Genomic DNA, 22,356 nt, shown 5'->3' with positions numbered 1-22,356 from the left:
GGTTACCCCACCGACTTCGGGTGTTACAAACTCTCGTGGTGTGACGGGCGGTGTGTACAAGGCCCGGGAACGTATTCACCGCGGCATGCTGATCCGCGATTACTAGCGATTCCAGCTTCATGCAGGCGAGTTGCAGCCTGCAATCCGAACTGAGAATGGTTTTATGGGATTCGCTTAACCTCGCGGTCTTGCAGCCCTTTGTACCATCCATTGTAGCACGTGTGTAGCCCAGGTCATAAGGGGCATGATGATTTGACGTCATCCCCACCTTCCTCCGGTTTGTCACCGGCAGTCACCTTAGAGTGCCCAACTTAATGCTGGCAACTAAGATCAAGGGTTGCGCTCGTTGCGGGACTTAACCCAACATCTCACGACACGAGCTGACGACAACCATGCACCACCTGTCATCCTGTCCCCCGAAGGGGAACGCCCTATCTCTAGGGTTGTCAGGAGATGTCAAGACCTGGTAAGGTTCTTCGCGTTGCTTCGAATTAAACCACATGCTCCACCGCTTGTGCGGGCCCCCGTCAATTCCTTTGAGTTTCAGCCTTGCGGCCGTACTCCCCAGGCGGAGTGCTTAATGCGTTTGCTGCAGCACTAAAGGGCGGAAACCCTCTAACACTTAGCACTCATCGTTTACGGCGTGGACTACCAGGGTATCTAATCCTGTTTGCTCCCCACGCTTTCGCGCCTCAGCGTCAGTTACAGACCAGAAAGTCGCCTTCGCCACTGGTGTTCCTCCACATCTCTACGCATTTCACCGCTACACGTGGAACACCTACGTATTACCGCGGCTGCTGGCACGTAGTTAGCCGTGGCTTTCTGGTCAGGTACCGTCAAGGTGCCGGCAGTTACTCCGGCACTTGTTCTTCCCTGACAACAGAGTTTTACGATCCGAAAACCTTCATCACTCACGCGGCGTTGCTCCGTCAGACTTTCGTCCATTGCGGAAGATTCCCTACTGCTGCCTCCCGTAGGAGTCTGGGCCGTGTCTCAGTCCCAGTGTGGCCGATCACCCTCTCAGGTCGGCTACGCATCGTTGCCTTGGTGAGCCRTTACCTCACCAACTAGCTAATGCGCCGCGGGCCCATCTGTAAGTGATAGCCGAAACCATCTTTCAGCATAACCCCATGAGGGAAATGCATTATCCGGTATTAGCTCCGGTTTCCCGAAGTTATCCCAGTCTTACAGGCAGGTTGCCCACGTGTTACTCACCCGTCCGCCGCTGACTTCAGGGAGCAAGCTCCCATCCGTCCGCTCGACTTGCATGTATTAGGCACGCCGCCAGCGTTCGTCCTGAGCCAGGATCAAACTCTCCATATAAGAGTAAGATTTAGCTCTGATAAAAATAAGATTAACGTTGACGTTTTTGTTCGTTCAGTTTTCAAAGAACAATCTCTGCCGCTCAGGAGCGACTTTATTAATTTAACACAGTGCAGATAACTTGTCAACAACTTTTCTTAAGTTTGTTTTGCGTCATCAGCGACGCTTATTAATATACCAAGATAATATTAAGAAGTCAACAATATATCCAAAAAAATTTAAAGTTCCTTCAGCTGCGGTGCAGGCATATATTTAATGCACTCTTTCTCCGGGGCGATCCGCTTAAACAGGGAAAACAAAATCTTATACCTTTCCCCCATTGCTCTTTTCACAATATGGTCGATCCGTTCATCTTTCAGATCAAAGAGAATTTCATCCATCTCTCTTTTAATCAAGTATTCCATCTCTTTCATTTCCCTTTCATTGATCAGCATTCCAAGCATTGTATCGCTCCTTATCTTATAAGGTTCTTGTAGTATTTTCCATTACCCTGTTTTTTATGAAACGAACAGAAAATAAATCAAAAAATTGGCGGAAAAATCTTTTAAGTCATATTTGCTTTTTGTGTTCATAAAAATAAGACAAGGATTCTTTGTGGACGAGGTGATTGGATGAATTTTTTTTATGTAGTAAACGGAAAGGCCATTAAACAGGGGCTGCTTATCATTATCGCCTCCTTCTTTACTGCCTGGTTTTTGTATATGGAGAATATTATTCACGTTCCAGTTTTCTCGGCAAATGATGGACCAAAGGCGATTTACAAAGGAGAGAAGGATGCTGCCCTGACATTTAATATAGGCTGGGGTGATGAAAAAGCCGAACCCATCCTCGATGTTCTGAAGAAGCAAAACGTCAAGGCTGCAACTTTCTTCTTATCCGGTTCTTGGGCGGAGAGGCATCCGGAGCTGGTTGCCCGCATTATGAAAGAAGGGTATGAGATTGGAATGCTTGGCTATGATTATAAGGATTATACAGATCTGGAAGAAAGCAAAATCCGCCAGGACCTTGCCAAAGGGCAGGAAGCTTTCAAGAAGCTGAATGTAAAGGATATTAAGCTGGTAAGGGCGCCAACAGGCCATTTTGATCAAAAGACACTGAATGTGGCAGAAAAGATGGGCTATACGGTTGTACACTGGAGCATCGACTCAAAAGATTGGACTAATCCCGGCGTTGAGAGGATTGCAGAAAATGCAGCCAAGGCCGGGAAAGGAGATATCATTCTCCTGCATGCCTCCGATTCGGCCAAACAAACGGCCAAAGCTCTCCCAGCCATTATAGGCAAGTATAAAGACAAAGGCCTAAAACTGGTTTCAGTATCTGAAATGATGGCAAACGCAAGCACGAAATCAAATGAGATAAAATAATGCAGCAAAAAAGACGGGCCTGAAATCAGCGGCCCGCCTTTTTGTATGTCCGGATCATTTTGCAGCCTTTATGGCTTCCCTCTTTTTCATTGAGCTCTCATTCAGCTTATGCAGGATCAAAAGCTGATAGGCATTGCAGATAAGCAGAGGGAAAAGCATGAGATATACCCAGCTTTCTTCATTTACCCTCAGTGCAGGTGTCCACTCCACACTGGTCACCACCACCATGAAGAACAATGCAGGGATGAATGCCCCTTTGTTTGTCTGCCTTGCCTTTAAGAATGCTGCCGCCAGCCCCGCTGCCAATACGATTAGCGCCAGGGCAATATAAGGTCCATAGCTTTCCCCGTTTTCGGCAAAGTTGCTGTATCTTAAGTATACAAGGTCGAATAAGGCGAATAATATAAGAACAACCTGTACGCCATTCCATAAAGACCTGAAAATACCTAATCCAAACCGGTGTACGGTTAAATATGCGAAAAAGCCCATTTGGCTCAAGATGCTGAAAATCAAGCCCACTCCTGCTAGCCAAAATAATACAGAGATGATTTCCAATACTTCAAAATCAGCAAATAACGGCTGATATTCTTCCCACCTGACAATAAATCCTGTGATACCGGTTGCAATTGCACCCAAAAGCAGAGTGGACAAAAACAACCTTACCCAATTACGGCTGGTCATTATATATTAAGCCTCCATAGCGATAGTCATTCACCTATATGATTGTACCAACCAAAGTATGAAAAATCTAGGCATTACTCGCCAAACGAATAATATTTGCCCCAAATCACCATTCTAAGGTTAGGGACAATCCTGAAAGGAGCTTTCAATCATGTACAAAATATTCCGGCTCCTCCCACTTATCCTCCTCCTTGCCGTTTCGGGCTGCGGCCAGGCTGCCGAATCAGGCAGCGGCCAAATGGACTATGATCAGACAAAGAAAATGATTGTCGATATATTAAAGACCGATGATGGCAAGAAGGCGCTGCAGGAATTGATGGGAGACGAAAAGCTAAAACAGCAGCTTGTTATGGACCAGGCGATGGTTTCCGATACGATTGAGAGGACCTTAACATCTGATAAAGGGACTGAATTCTGGAAAAAATCTTTTGAGGATCCTAAATTTGCCGAAAGCATGGCAAAAAGTATGGAAAAAGAAAATGAAAAGCTTTTAAAAGATCTGATGAAAGATCCCGAATATCGAAAAATGATGGTGGAAGTCCTGAAAGATCCTGAATTAGAGAAAGAAGTCACAACCATTTTAAAAAGCAACGAATACAGGGAGCATCTCCAAAAGGTGATGACCGAGACTTTCGAAAGCCCTATATACAAAGCCAAGATACAGGATATGATCATCAAGGCGACCGAAGAAGTGAAGAGCGGCGGCAAAGAAAGCGAAGGCGGCGGATCCGGTGAAAGCGGAGGAGAAGGCGGGGACAGCGGAGAAGGTTCCTGACCCTCTATCTCATTGAAAATGCCTCAGGCGAAGATTCGCCTGAGGCATTTTTTTATACTGATTGAATGACTTTTTCCGCAATGTCTGTATAGATTTTACCAAGCCTGTGATCTTTATCATAAATGGATGGCGCAAAGTCTGCATCATTCCAGTCCGGCTGTGCCAAAGGCAGCTGCCCTAAAACATTTGTTCTTAGCTCATCAGCAAGCTTATCCCCGCCGCCGTGGCCAAAGACATATTCTTTCTCGCCAGTCAGCTTACTTTCGAAGAAGGCCATGTTCTCAATTACACCGACAATTTCATGCTCGGTTCTCAACGCCATCGCACCTGCACGCGCAGCAACAAAAGCTGCTGTTGGATGCGGAGTGGTGACGATGATCTCTTTGCAGGAAGGAAGCATTGTATGAAGATCCAGCGCCACATCCCCTGTTCCAGGAGGAAGGTCAAGCAGCAGATAATCGAGCTCGCCCCAATCCACTTCATTGAAGAAGCTGTTCAGCATTTTGCCAAGCATCGGCCCCCTCCAGATGATTGGTGCATTATCTTCAACAAAAAAGCCCATGGATATGACTTTCACTCCAAAGCGTTCAACCGGGATGATCCGCCCTTCCCTGACAACCGGGCGCTTTGTGATGCCCATCATATCAGGAACACTGAACCCATAGATATCTGCATCGACCAGTCCGACCTTTTTCCCGAGGCGCGCCAATGATACAGCAAGGTTGACTGACACAGTGGACTTTCCGACACCGCCTTTACCGCTGGCGATCGCAATAAATTTGGTTTTGCTGTCTTCTGATAAAAGCCCTTTGTCCTCTTTTTCCGGAGAACGGTGCTTGGCCAATTCCTCCGCAGGCAGCTCACTGAAGCGAAGGCCCACAGAGTCTGCGCCATTCTGCTTTAGCAAATCCACAATCTGCGTCTGCAGCTGAAGCTGTTCCGCCGTCCCTGTTTTCGCAACAGCAATCTTCACACTCACATGATTCTTCTCTGGCTTCACACTAATTTCCTGGATCGCATTCAGCTCACCAAGTGTTTTATGTATGAACGGTTCCTTCACATCACCCAAAAGCTCTCTCACTCTTTGCTCTGTCAACATCTATATGCACCTGCCCTTTAAGTCGTTTTAAACTTAGTATAGTATAACATAGCGTGAAATGTGGAGGCGACTGTTCTGACCCGACAAGCATAAGACAAGAAAGGAGCTGAGGCTGCCCTTTGCCTCGGATTCTTTCTTGGCTTATGACTCGAGGGGCAAGGAGCCGGAACTGGACAATACGAAAAGCGGAGGCGACTGTTCTGTTCCGACAAGCATAAGACGGGAAAGAAGCAAAGGCCGCCCTTTGCCTTTGATTCTTTTCTGGCTTATGACTCGAGGAACAAGGAGCCGGAACTGAGTGGAGGAATTTCTATAGAGTGCTGACTGCCTTGCACATTCAATACATGGCAAAATGCCCGCCATGCCCCTCATGCATCGTTGCGGCCCATTCTATACATGGGTCTTCTCTCTCCGTCCCTCTCTTGCATCGATAGACCCTTTTCTATACATGAGCCTGCTCTCTCCACTCCTCTCTTGCATCGATTAGACTCTTTTCTATACATGAGCCTGCTCTCTCCACTCCTCTCTTGCATCGATTAGACCCTTTTCTATACATGAGCCTGCTCTCTCCACTCCTCTCTTGCATCGATTAGACYCTTTTCTATACATGAGCCTGCTCTCACTATCCCTCTCATGCATTGATTAGCCACCTTCTAACTCTTCCTGCGCCGGCGATGCCCCTTATCAATACACGACCAACAGTTCCCATAACTCTCCTCGCCAGCCGTTAAAGTAAAAACACCCTCCCCGGTCTCCTTTTCTCCATAAAAAAGAGCATCCCACAGGATGCCCCTTTATTCTGGCTCCACCAGCTCTTCTTCATTCGTAAAGTAGCGCAATACTCCATTATAGATAGAGGCTGCCACTTTTTCCTGGTAGTCATCTGTTTTCAGCCTGGATTTTTCTCCCGGATTGGAGAGGAAGCCGATTTCGACCAGCGCGCCAGGCTTTTTGGCGTATTTCAGGATATACACATGGCTGATCGGCTTGGCTCTTCTTTCTGTGTTTTCCAGGTTTCTGCGCAGCTCATCCTGAATGAATTTAGCAGCTGCAGCATTCTCCTTAACCTGCGGGGCATAGAAGGTCTGTGCACCGCTCCAGCGGGCAGATGGAATGGAATTCAGGTGGATGCTCAGGAAAAAGTCGGCCTCGGATTCATTAATCATCTTAAGGCGCTGTTTAAGGTCCTCCACCTTCCTCCTGCTGTATCCCTTTGTACCCTCCGGAGCCAGGTCACGGTCATCCTCCCTGGTCATAATGACAAGCGCTCCCTGCTCTTGCAGGTAGTCCCTGACCTTTAATGAGACATTCAATGCGATATCCTTTTCTAAAGCATCTGAATCTCCGGCTCCGCCATCTGGTCCGCCATGTCCTGGATCCAGGAGGATGATTTCACCTGTGAGCGGCAAATTCCATGACTTCCAGGAGTTATTTTCAAGAAAATCGTATCGAAAGATTAAAAATAGGATTATAAGTCCGGCCGCAAAAGCAGCCATCTGCAGTTTTCGCTTCATCGTCCTAACCCATCCCTCCGCTTGTCCTCATTCATATATATATGGGACAAGGGAAGGGGTTAGAACATTTTTAAAGAGATCAATGAAGTCTCAGCTTATGGCGCCGCTGGCCCTTCTGAAAGCCTTCCATCCACCAATGGCGCACATAATGCTCACAAGTGCCAGCCAGTGACTCGTTCGCAGCCGCTTCTTCACCGCTCCCCCAGTAAAGAAGGAAATTATAGAGCGTATCAACAAAATGCTTTTCCTCGCTCCTGCATCTGTCGAGGACCTGTTCAACGCCTTCTCCATAATAGCCGAACCGGCTGAAATGGGCCCCAAGGAGATAGGCTTCGATTGCGACATCATAACAGGCCTCCTCCACTCCTGTATTCATCAGGAGCCCAGACGTAAACCTTATACTTCCAAAATGCACTTTCACACTTTCCTTCAGAGACTTTATCGAAATGTCCTTTAGGACCGTTTTTTCATATTTGATCTGCTTTTCCCGCTGTTTATCTGTAAAGGTTGTAATCACACTCACAGCTTTCTTCACCCCTTAAAGATAGTCTTCATCCGCCCAATGGGTGTCATTCAAGAAAGCACTGGCAATTTTGACAGAGAATAAAGCGGATGAAGGGCAATCTTTGTTCAAAAGCTATAAAAAATTCTCTTACTGAAAGACTGTTTTCATGAAGATTGCTGCTTTTAACGGGGAGTAATTTACGTAATATGGTTTTGCATAAACAGATGCTTATTCGGTTTACGGAGCCAAGGTAGTGAGAGGGGTTGAACAACAGGAAGTCTTATCCACATTTTCAGTGACCAGCAAGCCTTAAAATAAGCGGAGATTTACCGGTTAGTTTGCTGAATATGGCACAGGTGGGTGTATATAAGCGGAAGATTTCCGGTTAAGCGGAGCGAAGCTGCCCATTTTCCTGTTTTTTGAATCATTAGCCGGAATTTCTCCGTCTATTTGGGCTATTTTTAGCGTTTTTTGAAATTAGAGGGAGTTTCTCCGCTTATTATTCAGCCTGTTACTGATTCCCTTTTCCGGTCTGGGTAGTTCTGCTCTTTTATGGCTGGGCGAGAAAGAAGAATGGACGGGCATGCTATTTGAATTTTGGCTAGCACAAGAAGCCTTGCCTCCCGAAAAGGATGACAAAATAGCAGCAATCTATGCAAAAAAAGAGCCCACTGAAAAAAGCTTCATAAGCATAAAAAAAGACCCCCAGACATAAGCCTGAGAGCCTTTGATAAAGCGAAGATTAACGCTTTGAGAACTGAGGAGCACGACGAGCACCTTTAAGACCGTATTTCTTACGCTCTTTCATACGTGCGTCACGAGTCAATAGTCCAGCGCGCTTTAATGTTGGACGGAATTCAGGGTCAGCTTGAAGCAATGCACGAGCGATGCCGTGACGGATTGCACCAGCTTGGCCAGTGTATCCACCGCCATTAACGTTTACCAGGATATCGTAGCTGTTTAGTGTTTCAGTAGCAACAAGCGGCTGCTTAACTACTTCACGCAAAGCTGCGAATGGGATGTAGCTTTCGATCTCACGACCATTGATGATGATTTTACCATCGCCAGGAACTAAACGAACACGGGCAACGGAGCTTTTACGACGACCAGTACCGATATATTGAACTTGTGCCAAGATAATAACCTCCCTTTAAAAATTATCCACGAAGTTCGTAAACTTCAGGTTGTTGTGCTTGGTGCGGATGTTCGCTGCCAGCATATACGTGTAATTTTTTGAACATTTGACGGCCAAGTGAATTCTTTGGAAGCATGCCTTTGATAGCAAGCTCAAGCATTTTCACAGGGTAGTTTGTACGCATCTCAAGAGCAGTTCTTGTTCTAAGACCGCCTGGGTGCATTGTGTGACGGTAATAGATCTTGTCAGTAAGCTTCTTACCTGTCAGTTCGATTTTCTCAGCGTTGATGATGATCACATTGTCACCAGTGTCAACGTGCGGTGTGAAAGTTGGTTTATTTTTGCCGCGCAGGACTGCTGCTACTTCACTTGCAAGGCGACCTAGAGTCTTGCCTTCAGCGTCAACAACATACCATTTACGCTCGATATTGTTTGCGTTAGCCATAAACGTACGCATGGATTTCCCTCCTAAATAATCAATCATATTCATGTTCTTTAATTTCGTATATTATCACACAGATAAGTTCCGGGGCTTATTTGTGGGGTTAAAATACATACCATATTATGATATATCCTATACAGTACAATGTCAAGGGAATGTTACGCCAGGTTTAGTTGTTTTGAAAAAAATAATTTTTTCCTTTTCCCTTTAATAGAATACCTTCCACAAATACAATCCCTCGGCGGGAGCTGTCTTGCCTGCCAGGCTCCTGTCCCTGCCTGATAAGATTTCCGGGAAGCTCCCCGGCTCCCTCGTTCCTGCCCCTGCTTCGAGGAGAGTGCCAGTCAGGATGCGGACCATATTATACAAAAAACCGCTGCCCGTAAAATGCAGCTCCAGCATCTCTCCAGCTTCTTCAACCCGAACCTTTCTGATCTCCCTTACTTTGTCCTCAACGTCTGTCCTGGAGGCGCAGAAGCTTGAGAAGTCATGGGTGCCGAGAAGATGTTCCGCAGCTTCCCTCATCGCTCCGATATCAAGGGAATGAGGATAGTGATAGCTATAGTGCCGTTCAAACGGGCTGCGGATTTTCCCTCTGTAAATAAAGTAGCGGTATTCCTTCCCGCATGCATCAAAGCGGGCATGAAAGCCTTCTGCGGCCTTCTCAGTGCTCTCCACAGCGATGTCCTTCGGAAGGAGGGAATTCAGGGCTGCCACCCATCTGTCCTCCGGGATGGCGAGCGGCGAGTCAAAGTGGATGACCTGCCCCCTCGCATGCACCCCGGCGTCTGTCCTGCCGGAGGCAAAGATCTTCACCGGGTTTCCTTTATGGATTTTGGCCAGTGCCCTTTCCACTTCCAGCTGCACCGTCCGCTTTCCCGGCTGCACCTGGTAGCCGGAGAACTGGGAGCCGTCATAGGCAATCTTGCATTTGAATCTTTGCATTTCTTCACCCCATTATGTGCGGAATACAGCAAGCAGTGCTGCAACAGCCAGGAGCAGGAGCAGCATGAGGGTGTCCCTTGTGCCCCAGTTCAGCTGCCGGTACTTCGTCCTGCCTTCCCCTCCGCGGTAGCCTCTTGCCTCCATTGCGGTGGCAAGCTCCTCAGCGCGTTTGAACGAGCTGACGAATAAAGGGATCAGCAGCGGAATGATCGACTTTACACGGTCCTTGATCGGCCCTCCTGAAAAATCGACTCCCCTGGCAGTCTGCGCCTTCATGATCTTATCTGTTTCCTGCATAAGGGTTGGTATGAAGCGAAGCGAGATCGACATCATCAGAGCCAGCTCATGGACAGGGAACTTCACCTTGTTCAAAGGCCCCAGCAGGCTTTCCAGCCCATCTGTAATTTCAATGGGCGTCGTCGTCAAGGTTAATAGCGATGTCATCATGATCAGCAGGAAAAAGCGCATAGAGATGAACAGACCCTGCTTCAGGCCTTCTTCATATATTTTCAGCCACCCAAGATCAAGGATAACGTCTCCGCCCTTTGTCATGAATACATGCAGCAGCAGAGTGAAAAGCACAAGCCACAGCACCGGCCGCAGCCCCATATAAATGAACCTCGCAGGCACCTTCGATGAACTGACCATCGTCAGCGTGTAGACAGTGAGGATGGCATAAGTCAGGACATTATTGGCTAAAAAGACGACACATACAAATAAAAAGATAATGGCAAGCTTGGAACGGGGATCCATCCGGTGAAGGACGGAGTCGGCCGGAACATAGCGGCCAAAAATCATTTTCTCCATCATTTTGCCTCACCCCGCTTCACTGCGCCTGCGATTGCTTCTGTCAGCTGCTCCATCGTCAGGCAGGTTCTTTCAAGCTTCAATCCGAATGCCTTCTCGAACTTCTGCTGAAATTTGACAACCTCCGGAACATCCAGGCCGAGCTCAAGCAGTCCTTCCGGATCCGCAAAGATTTCTATCGGTACGCCTTTTCTGTATACCTCGCCTTTATGCATGATCACAATCTGATCGGCGTAGGCGGCAGCGTCCTCCATGCTGTGGGTCACCAGGATAGTGGAAAGGCCTCTTTCCTTATGGAGCGAATAGAACATCTCCATGATCTCTTTCCGCCCGCGCGGGTCCAGGCCTGCTGTCGGTTCATCCAGAACGATTACATCGGGATTCATGGCAAGCACACCTGCAATGGCCACTCTCCGCATCTGCCCGCCGGATAGATCAAAAGGAGACTTCTCAAGAATGGACTCGGCCAGGCCTACCTGAATGATGGCCTTTCTTGCCCTTTCCTTGGCCTCGGCCTCACTGACGCCAAAATTCATCGGGCCGAAGCAGATATCCTTTTCGACTGTTTCTTCAAAAAGCTGGTGCTCAGGGAACTGAAAAACAATCCCGACCTTTTGGCGGACCGCCTTTAGGTTTTTTTCCTTTTTCCCTGCAGTGATTTCCCTGTCCCCTATCCTTACACTGCCTTTTGTCGGCTTTAACAGGGCATTCAAATGCTGAAGGACAGTAGACTTGCCTGAACCGGTATGGCCGATTAGGGCGAGATATGTGCCTGATGGGATATCAATTGATACATCCTGGATGGCCAGCCGCTCAAATGGTGTGTTTATCTGGTATCTATGCTCTACATTTTGGAGTGAGATGTCCATAGCTTTTCCACCAACTCTTCTTCTGTTAAATAAAATTTTGGGATGGCCAGCCCTTTTTCACGCAGTGCCTTGCTCATCTTCACAGGGAATGGGATGTCCAGGCCGAGCTTTACGAGCTCCTCGTCCATCTGGAAAATTTGCTCCGGTGTGCCTTCCCTGTATAATTGCCCCTGGTTCATAACGATGATCCGATCTGCCTTGGCCGCTTCTTCAAGATCATGGGTGATGGAGATGACCGTCATCCTGTGCTCGCTCTTTAACTCTCTTACCGTCTGCAGGACCTCTTCTCTTCCGCGGGGGTCCAGCATGCTTGTAGCTTCATCCAGTATGATCAGCGACGGACGCAGGGCAATAACCCCTGCAATGGCGACTCTTTGTTTCTGGCCGCCTGAAAGATGGTGCGGCTCTTGATCTAGAAATTTGCCCATATTGACCATCTCTAATGAGGAACTCACTCTTTCTTTCATCTCTTCCTGCGGGACTCCATTATTTTCTAAACCAAAAGCCACATCATCCTGCACCGTTGTTCCGACAAATTGGTTATCAGGATTCTGGAACACCATCCCTACAGCCCTTCTGACGTCCCAGACGGTCTCTTCTGTCAGTTCAGTCCCCTTCACCAGGATCCTGCCTTCCTGGGCATACTGCAGCCCATTTAAAAGCTTGGCCAATGTAGACTTGCCTGATCCGTTGTGGCCGACAATGGCAAGCCATTCCCCTTCCTGTATGTTAAAGGAAACGTTTCTTAAGGCATACTGGCTGCCGGCATCATATTGAAAAGAAATGTTTTCTAATTGAACAAGTGGATTTGACATAGGGATCCTCCTCTCTGCTCTTCTTGCAGCTGCATATACAGCCTTGACTTCAATGCTTCAGCGTCTGTCATTTGAAATGGGAAGAGGCATTGCATCATTATCTCCCGGAAATAAAAATAACTCGCCTTTTGGCGAGCCTGATTTGCAGAAGACATTGAATTATTAGCTGAAGTCAGATGGCTGCCGGCACATATGCGCTTGTGTCGTTAATTGCATCAAAGCTCAATAATCGCTTTAGCTGCCTCTCTAATCTGTGCTCTCTGCCAAAAAACCTGAAACTTATAAAAAAGCCTGCACCTCATTCCGGCTGCAGAATTTACATTCTGTGCGCATATAACAGTTCCGGAAGAGGTGCATGAGCTAGACGAGACAAGTCCGGGATGCGTATGCTGCATCCGTCAGTATAAAACTTGCACTGAGAGGCCAGAGATTCTGGCGCAGCGGAATCTTGCTCATCGTAACGCTCTTGTTTGGCTTGAATATAAGGCTTATGAAGAAAATGGAAGATAAGCCTTTTACAGAAAAAGGGCAAAGAACAAGTTCATGATAAACTGTCCAGCGCCCTTGTTGTCTGCTGCAGCAATTATACTAACTCGATGATAACCATTGGTGCTCCGTCTCCACGACGAGGCCCAAGCTTCATGATTCGAGTGTATCCACCTTGGCGCTCTTCATAACGAGTTGCGATGTCGCTGAATAACTTTTGTACTGCATCTTGGTTTGTCTCAGCATTAGCTACCTCATTGCGAATGAATGCAGCTGCTTGACGGCGAGCATGCAGGTCTCCGCGCTTGCCTAAAGTGATCATTTTCTCAACAACTGAACGCAGCTCTTTCGCACGAGCTTCAGTTGTTTCGATGCGCTCACTGATGATTAAGTCTGTAGCTAAGTCACGTAGCATAGCTTTACGTTGAGCACTAGTGCGTCCTAACTTTCTGTATCCCATGAAAGTTTCCCTCCTTTGTTGAAGTGATCAGTTGGTGATAGACCTAAGAGTGATAGATCCTAAGATCAGTCATCCTTGCGTAAGCCTAATCCCAGCTCTTCTAATTTATGTTTTACCTCTTCAAGAGATTTTCTGCCAAGGTTGCGGACTTTCATCATATCCTCTTCAGTCTTGTTGGCCAATTCCTGAACAGTATTGATGCCTGCGCGCTTTAAGCAGTTATATGAACGGACTGAAAGATCGAGTTCTTCAATAGTCATTTCAAGAACTTTTTCCTTTTGGTCCTCTTCTTTCTCAACCATGATTTCAGCATTTTGCGCTTCGTCAGTAAGGCCGACAAAGATATTCAAATGCTCAGTTAAAATCTTCGCTCCAAGAGCAACCGCATCTTGTGGACCAGTGCTTCCATCAGTCCATACATCGAATGTTAACTTATCATAGTTAGTCATTTGCCCGACGCGTGTATTTTCTACCTGGTAGGAAATACGCGATACTGGAGTGTAGATGGAATCGATAGGAATGACACCGATTGGTTGATCTTCTCGCTTGTTTTGATCAGCTGGTGTATAACCGCGTCCTCTTTTGGCAGTCAAGCGCATGCGCAAGTGCCCATTGGACCCAAGGGTAGCAATATGAAGATCCGGATTGAGGATCTCGACATCACTGTCATGCGTTACGTCAGCTGCAGTAACCGCACCTTCACCTTGAATATCAATCTCCAGCGTCTTTTCATCATCGGAATAGATTTTAAGAGCCAGTTTTTTAATATTTAAGATTACAGATGTTACATCTTCTACGACGCCTTCAATTGTTGAGAACTCATGAAGTACCCCATCAATTTGAATAGATGTGACAGCGGCACCAGGGAGTGAGGATAAAAGGATACGACGTAAGGAGTTACCCAAAGTAGTACCATACCCACGCTCAAGCGGCTCTACGACGAACTTTCCATACTTGGCATCATCGCTGATCTCAACCGTTTCGATTTTTGGTTTTTCTATTTCGATCATCAAAATATACCCTCCTTCAAAACGTCGAAACCCCGGCTAGCTTCTGCCTGCCGAAATTCCCCCATGTATACGTTCCCGTTTGTGCACAACAACTGGAATAAAGTTTCTGTATAACGGAAAATTGTATCATAACCCATTATAGACAAGGATACAAATTCTATACAGAAAAAATTATACGCGGCGACGTTTTGGCGGGCGGCATCCGTTATGAGGAACCGGAGTAACATCTCTGATAGCCGTTACTTCTAGACCAGCAGCCTGAAGGGCACGAATGGCAGCTTCACGTCCTGCACCAGGTCCTTTAACAGTAACTTCAAGAGTTTTCATACCATGTTCCATAGATGTCTTCGCTGCAGTTTCAGCAGCCATTTGAGCAGCAAATGGAGTAGATTTACGAGAACCTCTGAATCCAAGAGCTCCAGCACTTGACCAAGAAAGAGCGTTACCATGAACGTCTGTGATTGTTACGATAGTGTTATTGAATGTTGAACGGATGTGGGCGATACCACTTTCAATATTCTTTTTAACACGGCGTTTGCGTGTATTAGTTTTACGAGCCATTGTATATTACCTCCTTTACCGATTATTTCTTCTTGTTAGCTACAGTCTTACGAGGACCTTTACGTGTACGGGCATTGTTCTTAGTGTTCTGTCCGCGTACAGGAAGTCCACGGCGGTGACGAAGACCGCGGTAAGAACCGATTTCCATAAGACGCTTGATGTTGAGTGAAACTTCACGGCGAAGGTCACCTTCAACTTTGAGTCTGTCGATTACTTCACGGATTTTGTTAAGCTCATCTTCTGTAAGGTCGCGAACGCGAGTGTCTTCAGAAACACCAGCTTCAGCCAAAACCTTTTGAGCAGTATTTTTACCGATACCATAAATGTAAGTCAATGAGATTACTACACGTTTTTCACGTGGAATATCTACACCAGCAATACGTGCCATTCTATGCGCACCTCCTTGTTATTAGCCTTGTTTTTGTTTATGCTTAGGGTTTTCACAGATAACCATAACTTTACCACGTCTGCGGATAACTTTGCACTTTTCGCAGATCGGCTTAACTGATGGTCTTACTTTCATTATCCTAACCTCCTTGATATTACGGAGTGCAATCAGTCTATTTGAAGCGGTAAGTGATTCTTCCGCGAGTCAAGTCATATGGTGAAAGCTCAACTGTTACTTTATCTCCTGGCAGGATGCGGATGAAGTGCATGCGGATCTTGCCGGAAACATGAGCCAAAACAGTATGACCGTTTTCCAATTCTACCTTAAACATAGCATTTGGCAAAGTTTCAATAACTGTGCCTTCTATTTCGATTACATCGTCTTTCGCCATCGAACATGTCTCCCTTCTTCTTTTCAGAATCTCACCTATTCATACGCTGCTTACGCAAAACGTAATTTTCCCTTCATTGCACGGCCGGTTTCATTTTATGCTGCACTCGATTTCCGGAGAAACATAATCAGTCAGCTCCAGATGCCGGACGCTCTTCAGCAGTGGATTGCCTGACTTCCGTCTGGCCCCTTCGGCTATAGAGACAAACCGTCCATCTATCAACCTTATAATTATATCATATTCGCCGGCATCCCGCCCATTTTTAATCAAAACAATTTGACCAGAGATCAAATGATCTTGTCAGGGCCGCAGACCAGTTTCAGAATCAGCCTATGCAATCACCTGCACATCGAGCTTTAGTGAGGATCTCATAGCCTGTTTCAGTAATGGCAATGGTATGCTCAAAATGCGCACACATGCTGCCGTCCACTGTAACGACTGTCCAGTCATCAGCCAAGGTTCTTACATACCTGCTTCCGGCATTGACCATCGGCTCGATGCACAGTACCATCCCCGGCTTAAGCACCGGCCCTTTATTAGGCGGACCGTAGTGAGGGATTTGCGGTTCCTCATGTAAGTCTTGCCCGATTCCGTGGCCAACATACTCACGCACAATGGAAAAACCGTTTGCTTCCGCATACGTCTGAATCGCATGAGAGATGTTCGATAAACGTACATCCGGCTTTGACTCTTTAAGCCCTTCATACAATGACTGCTCTGTGACATCCAGCAGGTGCCGGACTTGTCTGTCAACAGTGCCTACAGGGTAGGTCCAGGCGGAATCGCCATGGTAGCCATTATATTCAGCACCTATATCGATGCTGATAATGTCGCCTTCGTTAAGCACCCGATCCCCGGGAATCCCGTGCACAAGTTCATTGTTCACAGATGCACAGATGCTGCCACGGAAACCATTATAACCTTTAAAAGATGGGATTGCATCATGTTTGCGTATAAACGCCTCGGCAATTGTATCCAGCTCTCCGGTTGTAATGCCCGGTGCAACATGCTTCTGCAGCTCCTGGTGAGTCAGGGCAACAATACGCCCGGCTTCACGCATGATTTCAATTTCACGCGGTGTTTTGCAGATGATCATTAAAGCAGGCCTCCGAGGAGTGAATCAAGATCAGTGAACACCTTGGAAATTTCCTGCTGCCCATCAATATTGCGCAGATACCCTTTTGTTTCATAGAAATCAAGAAGGGGCTTAGTCTGCTTAATGTTGACATCAAGTCGGTTTTTAACAGTTTCGGCGTTATCATCAGCACGCTGATAAAGTTCGCCGCCGCACCGGTCGCATTCGTCTGCCTTTGCAGGGGGATTGAATACCAGGTGGTAAGTTGCCCCGCAGTTCTTGCAGATGCGTCTGCCAGTCAGGCGCTCCATTAAAATGCTTTGGTCAACATCAATGTTGATGACATAATCAATCTTTTTATCCAGTTCTGAAAGAATGTCTTCAAGGGCATCAGCCTGGGCAACCGTTCTTGGGAAGCCATCAAGCAAAAAGCCTTTATTGCAATCTTCCTTGCTTAGCCTTTCGCGGACTATGCCGATTGTCACCTGGTCAGGGACAAGCTCGCCTTTATCCATGAAAGATTTAGCTTCTAAACCTAGTTCCGTGCCTTCTTTTATAGCTGCACGAAACATATCTCCTGTTGAGATATGAGGGATGCCGTACTTCTCGACAATTTTCTCGGCTTGCGTACCTTTGCCGGCACCTGGGAGCCCCATCAATACTAAATTCACAAGATTTCCCCCTCAGTCTCTAATAAGGTTAATGGGAACTAAAAGTTCCCAAAACCGAATTATTTTATGAAACCTTTATAGTGACGCTTAACCATTTGGGCTTCAAGCTGCTTCATTGTTTCGAGCGCAACACCCACAACAATCAGAAGGCTTGTTCCGCCAATCTGGGCTGATTGCGGCAGTCCGGCGAAATTAATGAAGAAAACCGGAAGGATCGCAATGGCAGTCAAGAAAAGCGCACCGACAAATGTCAAACGATATAAGACACGAGTCAGATATTCCTGAGTGTTTTTACCTGGGCGTATACCCGGGATATAGCCGCCTTGCTTTTTCAAGTTGTCGGCAACCTGCTCCGGATTCACCTGGATAAAAGCATAGAAATACGTAAAGGCAATGATCAATGCACTATACACGATCATACCAATTGGGTGGGTATAGTCGAACACTCTTTGAATCCACATCGTCACATCGTTCTGCTCGAAGAAAGAAGCAATCGTTCTAGGCGTTACGATGAACGAGACTGCAAAGATGACTGGAATAACTCCGGCAGCATTCACCTTTAAAGGCAAATGAGTTGATTGTCCGCCCGCAGGATTTCCTCCTGTGGCCATACGCTTAGCGTATTGGATCGGAATTTTCCTTAATGCCTGCTGGATGAAGATCGTTCCAACGATGATGGCAATGACTGCAACCAGGATCAGGACTACTGTAACAATGCTAAGGAAAAGCTGCTCACCTGCATCTTCAATCTTCTGGGCGTAAATCTGGTTGACCGTGGAAGGTATGGCCGCTACGATACCAGCAAAAATGATGATGGAAATGCCGTTTCCGACACCTTTTGATGTGATCTGCTCTCCAAGCCACATTAAGAAGGCTGTTCCTGCTGTCAGTACAGTGGCAATCAGAAGGTAAGTTCCGATGCCCGGATTTTCAATCAGCATGCCGCCAGCCATGTTATTAAAGCCGTAGGACATACCCAGCGCCTGGATGAAACCAAGCACGATTGTAAAGTAACGGGTGAATTGAGCCAGCTTACGGCGCCCCACTTCCCCTTGCTTTGACCATTCAGTAAACTTCGGGACAACGTCCATCTGCAAGAGCTGAATGATGATCGAAGCCGTGATATACGGCATGATCCCCATTGCAAGGATAGAGAAGTTGAGAAGCGCTCCTCCGCCGAATGTATTCAGGATCCCAAATACACTCAAGTCATCCTGTGCTTTTAACAGATCAGCATTCACATGCGGTACAGGAATGAATGTACCGATGCGGAATATGATCAGCATTAAAAGGGTGAATAGGATCTTTCGTCTTATATCACCCACGCGCATAAAATTGGAGATTGTCTGAAACATTAGATCACCTCTGTTTGACCGCCGGCAGCTTCAATAGCTTCCTTTGCAGCAGAGGAGAATTTATGAGCTTTAACAGTAAGCTTTTTCTCTACTTTGCCTTTAGCAAGAACTTTCACTCCTGCTTTTTCGTTGCTTACGACTCCTGTTTCGATAAGAAGTTCTGGTGTAACTTCTGTTCCGTCTTCAAAACGGTTAAGTGCATCAAGGTTAACAACTGCATATTCTTTGCGGTTGATGTTTGTGAAACCGCGCTTAGGCAAGCGTCGGAATAAAGGTGTTTGACCACCTTCGAAACCAAGACGTACACCGCCGCCTGAACGTGCGTTTTGACCTTTATGACCTTTACCAGCAGTTTTACCATTGCCTGAACCGATACCGCGACCTTTGCGCTTGCGTTCTTGACGAGAACCCTCTGCAGGTTTTAATTCATGAAGTTTCATTTTGGCACCTCCTTATTGAAAAAATCGAACTTATTTCTCAGAGACCTTTACAAGGTGAGCAACCTTGTTGATCATGCCGCGGATAGCAGCATTATCCTGGTGCTCAACTGTTTGGTTCATCTTACGTAATCCTAGAGCTTTAACTGTTTCGCGCTGGTCTTGAGGACGACCAATCACGCTGCGAGTGAGGGTAACTTCTAGTTTATTCGCCATTTGATTTCCCTCCTTATCCTAACAGTTCTTCTACTGATTTACCGCGTAACTTAGCTACGTCTTCAGCACGTTTTAAGTTATTTAGTCCTTCAAGAGTTGCACGAACCATGTTGATTGGTGTGTTTGTGCCTAATGACTTAGACAGGATATCAGCTACACCAGCCAATTCAAGAACCGCACGAACCGGACCACCAGCGATAACTCCAGTACCTTCAGAAGCAGGCTTCAAAAGGATTTCGCCAGCACCGAAATGACCGATGATTTGGTGTGGAATAGTTGTTCCAACCATAGGTACTTCGATAAGGTTTTTCTTAGCATCTTCAATTGCTTTGCGGATCGCGTCCGGAACTTCCTGTGCTTTACCAGTTCCAAAGCCTACATGTCCGTTCTTATCGCCTACTACTACAAGAGCAGTAAAACGGAAGCGGCGTCCACCTTTAACAACTTTCGCTACACGATTGATTGTAACTACGCGTTCTTCAAGTTCAAGTTTGTTTGGGTCAATACGAAGCATCTTTATGTGTCCCTCCTTCTATTAAAATTCTAAGCCGTTTTCACGAGCAGCATCTGCTAATGCTTTAACACGTCCGTGATACAGGTAGCCTCCGCGGTCAAAAACGACAGCTTTAACTCCTTTTTCAACAGCGCGCTTAGCAACTAGTTCTCCAACCTTAACAGCAGCATCTGTGTTTCCTGTAGCAGTCAGTTCAACTTCCTTATCAAGTGTCGAAGCACTTGCAACAGTCACTTTGTTCACATCATCGATCAGCTGAGCATAGATATGCTTGTTAGAGCGGAACACGTTTAAACGAGGACGAGCTTCAGTACCGCTAAGTTTAGAACGCACGCGGGCATGTCTTTTTTTGCGGCTTTGATTTTTATCAGCCTTCGTAATCATTTAGGTCACTCCTTTCGTTTGCCTATGCGGCATTACTTACCTGTTTTACCTTCTTTACGACGCACATATTCGCCTTCGTAGCGGATACCTTTACCTTTGTAAGGCTCTGGAGGACGAACGTCACGAATGTTAGCAGCAAGTGCACCAACACGTTCTTTGCTTGTGCCTTTTACGATAACCTTCGTGTTAGAAGGTACTTCGATCTCGATTCCTTCTTCAGGAACGATTTCAACAGGGTGAGAGTAGCCAACGTTCAGGATCAGATTCTTCCCCTGCTTCTGAGCACGGTAACCGACACCGATAAGCTCAAGGCCTCTTTCAAATCCTTTAGAAACACCTTCAACCATGTTTGCGATCAGGGCGCGAGTAGTTCCGTGCAGTGCGCGGTGCTCTTTCGCTTCTGATGGACGGGAAACATTAATGATGTTCTCTTCCACGCTGATTGCCATATCAGGGCTGAATGAATAAGACAATTCGCCTTTAGGGCCTTTAACTGTCACATTGTTATTATCTACAGTGATTGTAACACCACTTGGAATTTCAATTGGTTTTTTACCTACGCGAGACATTTATTGCACCTCCATTCTTGAGAAACTCTATTACCAAACGTATGCTAATACTTCTCCGCCAGCTTGCTTAGCGCGGGCTTCTTTATCTGTAAGAACTCCTTGAGAAGTAGATACTAATGCGATTCCTAGACCGTTTAACACGCGAGGAACTTCGTTTGATTTTGCATATACACGAAGACCAGGCTTACTGATGCGCTTAAGACCAGTGATTACGCGCTCATTGTTTGCACCGTATTTAAGGAAAATGCGGATGATGCCTTGTTTATTGTCTTCGATAAACTCAACATCACGTACGAAACCTTCACGCTTAAGGATTTCAGCGATTTCTTTCTTGATATTAGAAGCAGGAACCTCTAATTTTTCGTGACGTACCATATTCGCATTACGGATGCGTGTAAGCAAATCTGCAATTGGATCTGTCATGACCATTGTTTTTACCTCCTTCCCAGACTTTGGGTTTTACCAGCTAGCTTTTTTCACACCAGGAATTTGTCCTTTGTATGCTAATTCACGGAAACAGATACGGCAAAGCTTAAATTTACGGTATACAGAATGTGGACGCCCGCAGCGTTCGCAGCGAGTGTATTCTTGTACCGGATATTTAGGCGTGCGTTTTTGTTTCGCAATCATTGACTTTTTAGCCACGTTGTCGCCTCCCTCTATTTAGCGATTACTTTTGGAATGGCATTCCAAATTGAGTTAAAAGTTCACGAGCTTCTTCATCTGTGTTAGCTGTAGTAACGATAACGATATCCATACCACGAACTTTGCTTACTTTATCGTAATCAATCTCAGGGAAGATTAACTGTTCTTTCACACCAAGAGTGTAGTTGCCGCGGCCGTCAAAGGATTTCTTTGAGATCCCGCGGAAGTCACGTACACGTGGAAGAGATACAGATACTAATTTATCAAAAAACTCGTACATGCGCTCTCCGCGCAGAGTAACTTTAGCACCGATAGGCATGCCTTCACGAAGACGGAACCCAGCGATTGATTTTTTAGCACGGGTTACAACCGGCTTTTGGCCGCTGATAACCGCAAGCTCTTCAACAGCATTGTCAAGCGACTTTGCGTTTGCAACAGCATCGCCGACACCCATGTTGATAACGATTTTTTCAAGCTTTGGTACTTGCATGATTGATTCGTAGTTAAACTTGCTCATAAGAGCAGGTGTAATTTCATTTGAAAACTTCTCTTTTAGGCGGTTCATTCTTGTACCTCCCTTCTTCAGTTACTTATTTATCTAGAACTTCACCGGATTTTTTCGCAACGCGAACTTTCTTGCCATCAACCTCTTTGTAACCAACACGTGTCGGGTTACCTGACTTAGGGTCGATTGGCATCACGTTTGATACATGAATAGGTGCTTCTTGGCTGATGATTCCGCCTTGCGGATTCACTTGGGATGGCTTAGAGTGCTTCTTTACTACGTTCACACCTTCAACAAGCACACGGCTTTGTTTTGGGAAAGCAGCAAGGATCACACCTGATTTGCCTTTATCCTTACCAGAAATGACCATGACTTTGTCACCTTTTTTTACATGCATCTGTCGCACCTCCTTAAA

At 46.4% G+C, this 22,356-nt stretch carries 31 protein-coding genes and 1 rRNA gene; 2 read left to right on the top strand and 30 right to left on the bottom strand.

Features of this window, described 5'->3' with window-relative positions:
• Both FZD51_RS24130 and FZD51_RS24125 read right to left on the bottom strand, forming a co-directional pair.
• Positions 1 to 1,323, bottom strand: a 16S ribosomal RNA gene (locus tag FZD51_RS24130); the annotation flags it as partial.
• Positions 1,324 to 1,541: 218 nt separating this feature from the next.
• Complete coding sequence (locus FZD51_RS24125; protein ID WP_148977021.1) at positions 1,542 to 1,766, bottom strand: hypothetical protein; 225 nt, start codon at positions 1,764 to 1,766, stop codon at positions 1,542 to 1,544.
• 168 nt (positions 1,767 to 1,934) lie between these two features.
• Here FZD51_RS24125 and pdaB point away from each other — a divergent pair, with 168 nt between their 5' ends.
• Complete coding sequence (gene pdaB / locus FZD51_RS24120) at positions 1,935 to 2,687, top strand: polysaccharide deacetylase family sporulation protein PdaB (RefSeq protein ID WP_148977020.1); 753 nt, start codon at positions 1,935 to 1,937, stop codon at positions 2,685 to 2,687.
• Positions 2,688 to 2,741: 54 nt separating this feature from the next.
• On the opposite strand, the gene FZD51_RS24115 is transcribed toward pdaB, so the two are convergent.
• On the bottom strand, positions 2,742 to 3,368 hold the full coding sequence (locus tag FZD51_RS24115) for a KinB-signaling pathway activation protein (protein ID WP_022543223.1): 627 nt from the start codon (positions 3,366 to 3,368) through the stop codon (positions 2,742 to 2,744).
• Between the two features lie 151 nt (positions 3,369 to 3,519).
• Here FZD51_RS24115 and gerD point away from each other — a divergent pair, with 151 nt between their 5' ends.
• The gene (gene gerD, locus FZD51_RS24110) at positions 3,520 to 4,143 is read left to right on the top strand and encodes a spore germination lipoprotein GerD (protein WP_148977019.1); all 624 of its coding nucleotides are present in this window, start codon (positions 3,520 to 3,522) and stop codon (positions 4,141 to 4,143) included.
• A 52-nt stretch (positions 4,144 to 4,195) separates the two neighbouring features.
• Here gerD and FZD51_RS24105 read toward each other — a convergent pair whose 3' ends face one another.
• From FZD51_RS24105 to rplX, 27 genes are all read right to left on the bottom strand, one after another.
• On the bottom strand, positions 4,196 to 5,242 hold the full coding sequence (locus FZD51_RS24105; RefSeq protein WP_148977018.1) for a P-loop NTPase: 1,047 nt from the start codon (positions 5,240 to 5,242) through the stop codon (positions 4,196 to 4,198).
• A gap of 794 nt (positions 5,243 to 6,036) precedes the next feature.
• On the bottom strand, positions 6,037 to 6,756 hold the full coding sequence (gene cwlD, locus FZD51_RS24100; protein WP_148977017.1) for an N-acetylmuramoyl-L-alanine amidase CwlD: 720 nt from the start codon (positions 6,754 to 6,756) through the stop codon (positions 6,037 to 6,039).
• 79 nt (positions 6,757 to 6,835) lie between these two features.
• Entirely contained in the window at positions 6,836 to 7,279 is a 444-nt protein-coding gene (locus tag FZD51_RS24095) for a YbaK family protein (protein WP_148977016.1), read from the bottom strand.
• Positions 7,280 to 8,003: 724 nt separating this feature from the next.
• On the bottom strand, positions 8,004 to 8,396 hold the full coding sequence (gene rpsI / locus FZD51_RS24090) for a 30S ribosomal protein S9 (RefSeq protein ID WP_009791292.1): 393 nt from the start codon (positions 8,394 to 8,396) through the stop codon (positions 8,004 to 8,006).
• Between the two features lie 22 nt (positions 8,397 to 8,418).
• Positions 8,419 to 8,853, bottom strand: coding sequence for a 50S ribosomal protein L13 (rplM, locus tag FZD51_RS24085; protein WP_148977015.1), 435 nt, complete (start codon positions 8,851 to 8,853; stop codon positions 8,419 to 8,421).
• A 192-nt stretch (positions 8,854 to 9,045) separates the two neighbouring features.
• Positions 9,046 to 9,783 (bottom strand): tRNA pseudouridine(38-40) synthase TruA, encoded by a 738-nt coding sequence (gene truA, locus FZD51_RS24080; protein ID WP_148977014.1) that lies wholly within the window; start codon positions 9,781 to 9,783, stop codon positions 9,046 to 9,048.
• A 12-nt stretch (positions 9,784 to 9,795) separates the two neighbouring features.
• Positions 9,796 to 10,593, bottom strand: a complete 798-nt coding sequence (locus tag FZD51_RS24075) for an energy-coupling factor transporter transmembrane component T family protein (protein ID WP_148977013.1) — start codon at positions 10,591 to 10,593, stop codon at positions 9,796 to 9,798.
• Positions 10,590 to 11,459, bottom strand: a complete 870-nt coding sequence (locus tag FZD51_RS24070; RefSeq protein WP_148977012.1) for an energy-coupling factor ABC transporter ATP-binding protein — start codon at positions 11,457 to 11,459, stop codon at positions 10,590 to 10,592. The genes FZD51_RS24075 and FZD51_RS24070 overlap by 4 nt, the downstream gene beginning before the upstream one ends.
• On the bottom strand, positions 11,435 to 12,274 hold the full coding sequence (locus FZD51_RS24065; protein WP_148977011.1) for an energy-coupling factor ABC transporter ATP-binding protein: 840 nt from the start codon (positions 12,272 to 12,274) through the stop codon (positions 11,435 to 11,437). The genes FZD51_RS24070 and FZD51_RS24065 overlap by 25 nt, the downstream gene beginning before the upstream one ends.
• A 583-nt stretch (positions 12,275 to 12,857) precedes the next feature.
• Positions 12,858 to 13,220, bottom strand: coding sequence for a 50S ribosomal protein L17 (rplQ, locus tag FZD51_RS24060; protein WP_009791300.1), 363 nt, complete (start codon positions 13,218 to 13,220; stop codon positions 12,858 to 12,860).
• A 65-nt stretch (positions 13,221 to 13,285) separates the two neighbouring features.
• Positions 13,286 to 14,230 (bottom strand): DNA-directed RNA polymerase subunit alpha, encoded by a 945-nt coding sequence (locus FZD51_RS24055; RefSeq protein WP_009791301.1) that lies wholly within the window; start codon positions 14,228 to 14,230, stop codon positions 13,286 to 13,288.
• A 171-nt stretch (positions 14,231 to 14,401) separates the two neighbouring features.
• Positions 14,402 to 14,791, bottom strand: coding sequence for a 30S ribosomal protein S11 (rpsK, locus tag FZD51_RS24050; protein WP_009791303.1), 390 nt, complete (start codon positions 14,789 to 14,791; stop codon positions 14,402 to 14,404).
• 22 nt (positions 14,792 to 14,813) lie between these two features.
• Positions 14,814 to 15,179: a 30S ribosomal protein S13 gene (rpsM, locus tag FZD51_RS24045; protein WP_009791304.1), complete on the bottom strand. Its 366-nt coding sequence runs from the start codon at positions 15,177 to 15,179 to the stop codon at positions 14,814 to 14,816.
• Positions 15,180 to 15,200: 21 nt separating this feature from the next.
• A complete protein-coding gene (gene rpmJ / locus FZD51_RS24040) occupies positions 15,201 to 15,314 on the bottom strand; it encodes a 50S ribosomal protein L36 (protein ID WP_000868344.1) in 114 nt (37 codons plus the stop codon).
• Positions 15,315 to 15,351: 37 nt separating this feature from the next.
• The gene (infA, locus tag FZD51_RS24035; protein WP_009791305.1) at positions 15,352 to 15,570 is read right to left on the bottom strand and encodes a translation initiation factor IF-1; all 219 of its coding nucleotides are present in this window, start codon (positions 15,568 to 15,570) and stop codon (positions 15,352 to 15,354) included.
• 325 nt (positions 15,571 to 15,895) lie between these two features.
• Complete coding sequence (gene map, locus FZD51_RS24025; RefSeq protein ID WP_148977010.1) at positions 15,896 to 16,666, bottom strand: type I methionyl aminopeptidase; 771 nt, start codon at positions 16,664 to 16,666, stop codon at positions 15,896 to 15,898.
• Positions 16,666 to 17,316 (bottom strand): adenylate kinase, encoded by a 651-nt coding sequence (locus FZD51_RS24020; protein ID WP_148977009.1) that lies wholly within the window; start codon positions 17,314 to 17,316, stop codon positions 16,666 to 16,668. The genes map and FZD51_RS24020 overlap by 1 nt, the downstream gene beginning before the upstream one ends.
• A 59-nt stretch (positions 17,317 to 17,375) precedes the next feature.
• On the bottom strand, positions 17,376 to 18,671 hold the full coding sequence (gene secY / locus FZD51_RS24015) for a preprotein translocase subunit SecY (protein ID WP_009791309.1): 1,296 nt from the start codon (positions 18,669 to 18,671) through the stop codon (positions 17,376 to 17,378).
• Positions 18,671 to 19,111 (bottom strand): 50S ribosomal protein L15, encoded by a 441-nt coding sequence (rplO, locus tag FZD51_RS24010; protein WP_022543220.1) that lies wholly within the window; start codon positions 19,109 to 19,111, stop codon positions 18,671 to 18,673. Before rplO ends, secY begins: the two co-directional genes overlap by 1 nt.
• A 30-nt stretch (positions 19,112 to 19,141) precedes the next feature.
• A complete protein-coding gene (gene rpmD / locus FZD51_RS24005; RefSeq protein ID WP_009791311.1) occupies positions 19,142 to 19,324 on the bottom strand; it encodes a 50S ribosomal protein L30 in 183 nt (60 codons plus the stop codon).
• Between the two features lie 13 nt (positions 19,325 to 19,337).
• On the bottom strand, positions 19,338 to 19,838 hold the full coding sequence (rpsE, locus tag FZD51_RS24000) for a 30S ribosomal protein S5 (RefSeq protein WP_009791312.1): 501 nt from the start codon (positions 19,836 to 19,838) through the stop codon (positions 19,338 to 19,340).
• Positions 19,839 to 19,859: 21 nt separating this feature from the next.
• A complete protein-coding gene (rplR, locus tag FZD51_RS23995) occupies positions 19,860 to 20,222 on the bottom strand; it encodes a 50S ribosomal protein L18 (protein ID WP_148977008.1) in 363 nt (120 codons plus the stop codon).
• Between the two features lie 32 nt (positions 20,223 to 20,254).
• Positions 20,255 to 20,791 carry a 50S ribosomal protein L6 gene (rplF, locus tag FZD51_RS23990; protein WP_148977007.1) on the bottom strand — a complete coding sequence of 179 codons (537 nt, stop codon included), beginning with the start codon at positions 20,789 to 20,791 and terminating at the stop codon, positions 20,255 to 20,257.
• Positions 20,792 to 20,821: 30 nt separating this feature from the next.
• A complete protein-coding gene (gene rpsH, locus FZD51_RS23985; RefSeq protein ID WP_148977006.1) occupies positions 20,822 to 21,220 on the bottom strand; it encodes a 30S ribosomal protein S8 in 399 nt (132 codons plus the stop codon).
• A 30-nt stretch (positions 21,221 to 21,250) separates the two neighbouring features.
• Positions 21,251 to 21,436, bottom strand: coding sequence for a type Z 30S ribosomal protein S14 (locus FZD51_RS23980; RefSeq protein ID WP_009791316.1), 186 nt, complete (start codon positions 21,434 to 21,436; stop codon positions 21,251 to 21,253).
• Positions 21,437 to 21,461: 25 nt separating this feature from the next.
• On the bottom strand, positions 21,462 to 22,001 hold the full coding sequence (rplE, locus tag FZD51_RS23975; protein ID WP_009791317.1) for a 50S ribosomal protein L5: 540 nt from the start codon (positions 21,999 to 22,001) through the stop codon (positions 21,462 to 21,464).
• Positions 22,002 to 22,026: 25 nt separating this feature from the next.
• Positions 22,027 to 22,338, bottom strand: a complete 312-nt coding sequence (gene rplX, locus FZD51_RS23970; protein WP_009791318.1) for a 50S ribosomal protein L24 — start codon at positions 22,336 to 22,338, stop codon at positions 22,027 to 22,029.
• Positions 22,339 to 22,356: the final 18 nt, after the last annotated feature.

It is taken from the genome of Bacillus infantis (genome assembly GCF_008180445.1).
Classification (GTDB): Bacteria; Bacillota; Bacilli; order Bacillales; family Cytobacillaceae; genus Bacillus_AB; species Bacillus_AB infantis_B.
Note: the sequence above shows the minus strand (reverse complement) of the source record. Positions and strands in the feature narration are given on the sequence as shown.

Bases quoted from the DNA above. Each gene is read 5' to 3' on its own strand.
- FZD51_RS24075 (WP_148977013.1), bottom strand. From the start codon at position 10,593: ATGATGGAGAAAATGATTTTTGGCCGCTATGTTCCGGCCGACTCCGTC.
- rpsH (WP_148977006.1), bottom strand. From the start codon at position 21,220: ATGGTCATGACAGATCCAATTGCAGATTTGCTTACACGCATCCGTAAT.
- rplX (WP_009791318.1), bottom strand. From the start codon at position 22,338: ATGCATGTAAAAAAAGGTGACAAAGTCATGGTCATTTCTGGTAAGGAT.
- rplE (WP_009791317.1), bottom strand. From the start codon at position 22,001: ATGAACCGCCTAAAAGAGAAGTTTTCAAATGAAATTACACCTGCTCTT.
- rpmJ (WP_000868344.1), bottom strand. From the start codon at position 15,314: ATGAAAGTAAGACCATCAGTTAAGCCGATCTGCGAAAAGTGCAAAGTT.
- rplR (WP_148977008.1), bottom strand. From the start codon at position 20,222: ATGATTACGAAGGCTGATAAAAATCAAAGCCGCAAAAAAAGACATGCC.
- rplF (WP_148977007.1), bottom strand. From the start codon at position 20,791: ATGTCTCGCGTAGGTAAAAAACCAATTGAAATTCCAAGTGGTGTTACA.
- FZD51_RS24125 (WP_148977021.1), bottom strand. From the start codon at position 1,766: ATGCTTGGAATGCTGATCAATGAAAGGGAAATGAAAGAGATGGAATAC.
- FZD51_RS24065 (WP_148977011.1), bottom strand. From the start codon at position 12,274: ATGTCAAATCCACTTGTTCAATTAGAAAACATTTCTTTTCAATATGAT.
- gerD (WP_148977019.1), top strand. From the start codon at position 3,520: ATGTACAAAATATTCCGGCTCCTCCCACTTATCCTCCTCCTTGCCGTT.
- secY (WP_009791309.1), bottom strand. From the start codon at position 18,671: ATGTTTCAGACAATCTCCAATTTTATGCGCGTGGGTGATATAAGACGA.
- rpsK (WP_009791303.1), bottom strand. From the start codon at position 14,791: ATGGCTCGTAAAACTAATACACGCAAACGCCGTGTTAAAAAGAATATT.
- rpsE (WP_009791312.1), bottom strand. From the start codon at position 19,838: ATGCTTCGTATTGACCCAAACAAACTTGAACTTGAAGAACGCGTAGTT.
- rplO (WP_022543220.1), bottom strand. From the start codon at position 19,111: ATGAAACTTCATGAATTAAAACCTGCAGAGGGTTCTCGTCAAGAACGC.
- FZD51_RS24055 (WP_009791301.1), bottom strand. From the start codon at position 14,230: ATGATCGAAATAGAAAAACCAAAAATCGAAACGGTTGAGATCAGCGAT.
- FZD51_RS24115 (WP_022543223.1), bottom strand. From the start codon at position 3,368: ATGACCAGCCGTAATTGGGTAAGGTTGTTTTTGTCCACTCTGCTTTTG.
- map (WP_148977010.1), bottom strand. From the start codon at position 16,666: ATGATCATCTGCAAAACACCGCGTGAAATTGAAATCATGCGTGAAGCC.
- pdaB (WP_148977020.1), top strand. From the start codon at position 1,935: ATGAATTTTTTTTATGTAGTAAACGGAAAGGCCATTAAACAGGGGCTG.
- rpsM (WP_009791304.1), bottom strand. From the start codon at position 15,179: ATGGCACGTATTGCTGGTGTAGATATTCCACGTGAAAAACGTGTAGTA.
- rpmD (WP_009791311.1), bottom strand. From the start codon at position 19,324: ATGGCGAATAAACTAGAAGTTACCCTCACTCGCAGCGTGATTGGTCGT.
- cwlD (WP_148977017.1), bottom strand. From the start codon at position 6,756: ATGAAGCGAAAACTGCAGATGGCTGCTTTTGCGGCCGGACTTATAATC.
- rplM (WP_148977015.1), bottom strand. From the start codon at position 8,853: ATGCGTACGTTTATGGCTAACGCAAACAATATCGAGCGTAAATGGTAT.
- FZD51_RS24105 (WP_148977018.1), bottom strand. From the start codon at position 5,242: ATGTTGACAGAGCAAAGAGTGAGAGAGCTTTTGGGTGATGTGAAGGAA.
- infA (WP_009791305.1), bottom strand. From the start codon at position 15,570: ATGGCGAAAGACGATGTAATCGAAATAGAAGGCACAGTTATTGAAACT.
- truA (WP_148977014.1), bottom strand. From the start codon at position 9,783: ATGCAAAGATTCAAATGCAAGATTGCCTATGACGGCTCCCAGTTCTCC.
- rplQ (WP_009791300.1), bottom strand. From the start codon at position 13,220: ATGGGATACAGAAAGTTAGGACGCACTAGTGCTCAACGTAAAGCTATG.
- FZD51_RS24070 (WP_148977012.1), bottom strand. From the start codon at position 11,459: ATGGACATCTCACTCCAAAATGTAGAGCATAGATACCAGATAAACACA.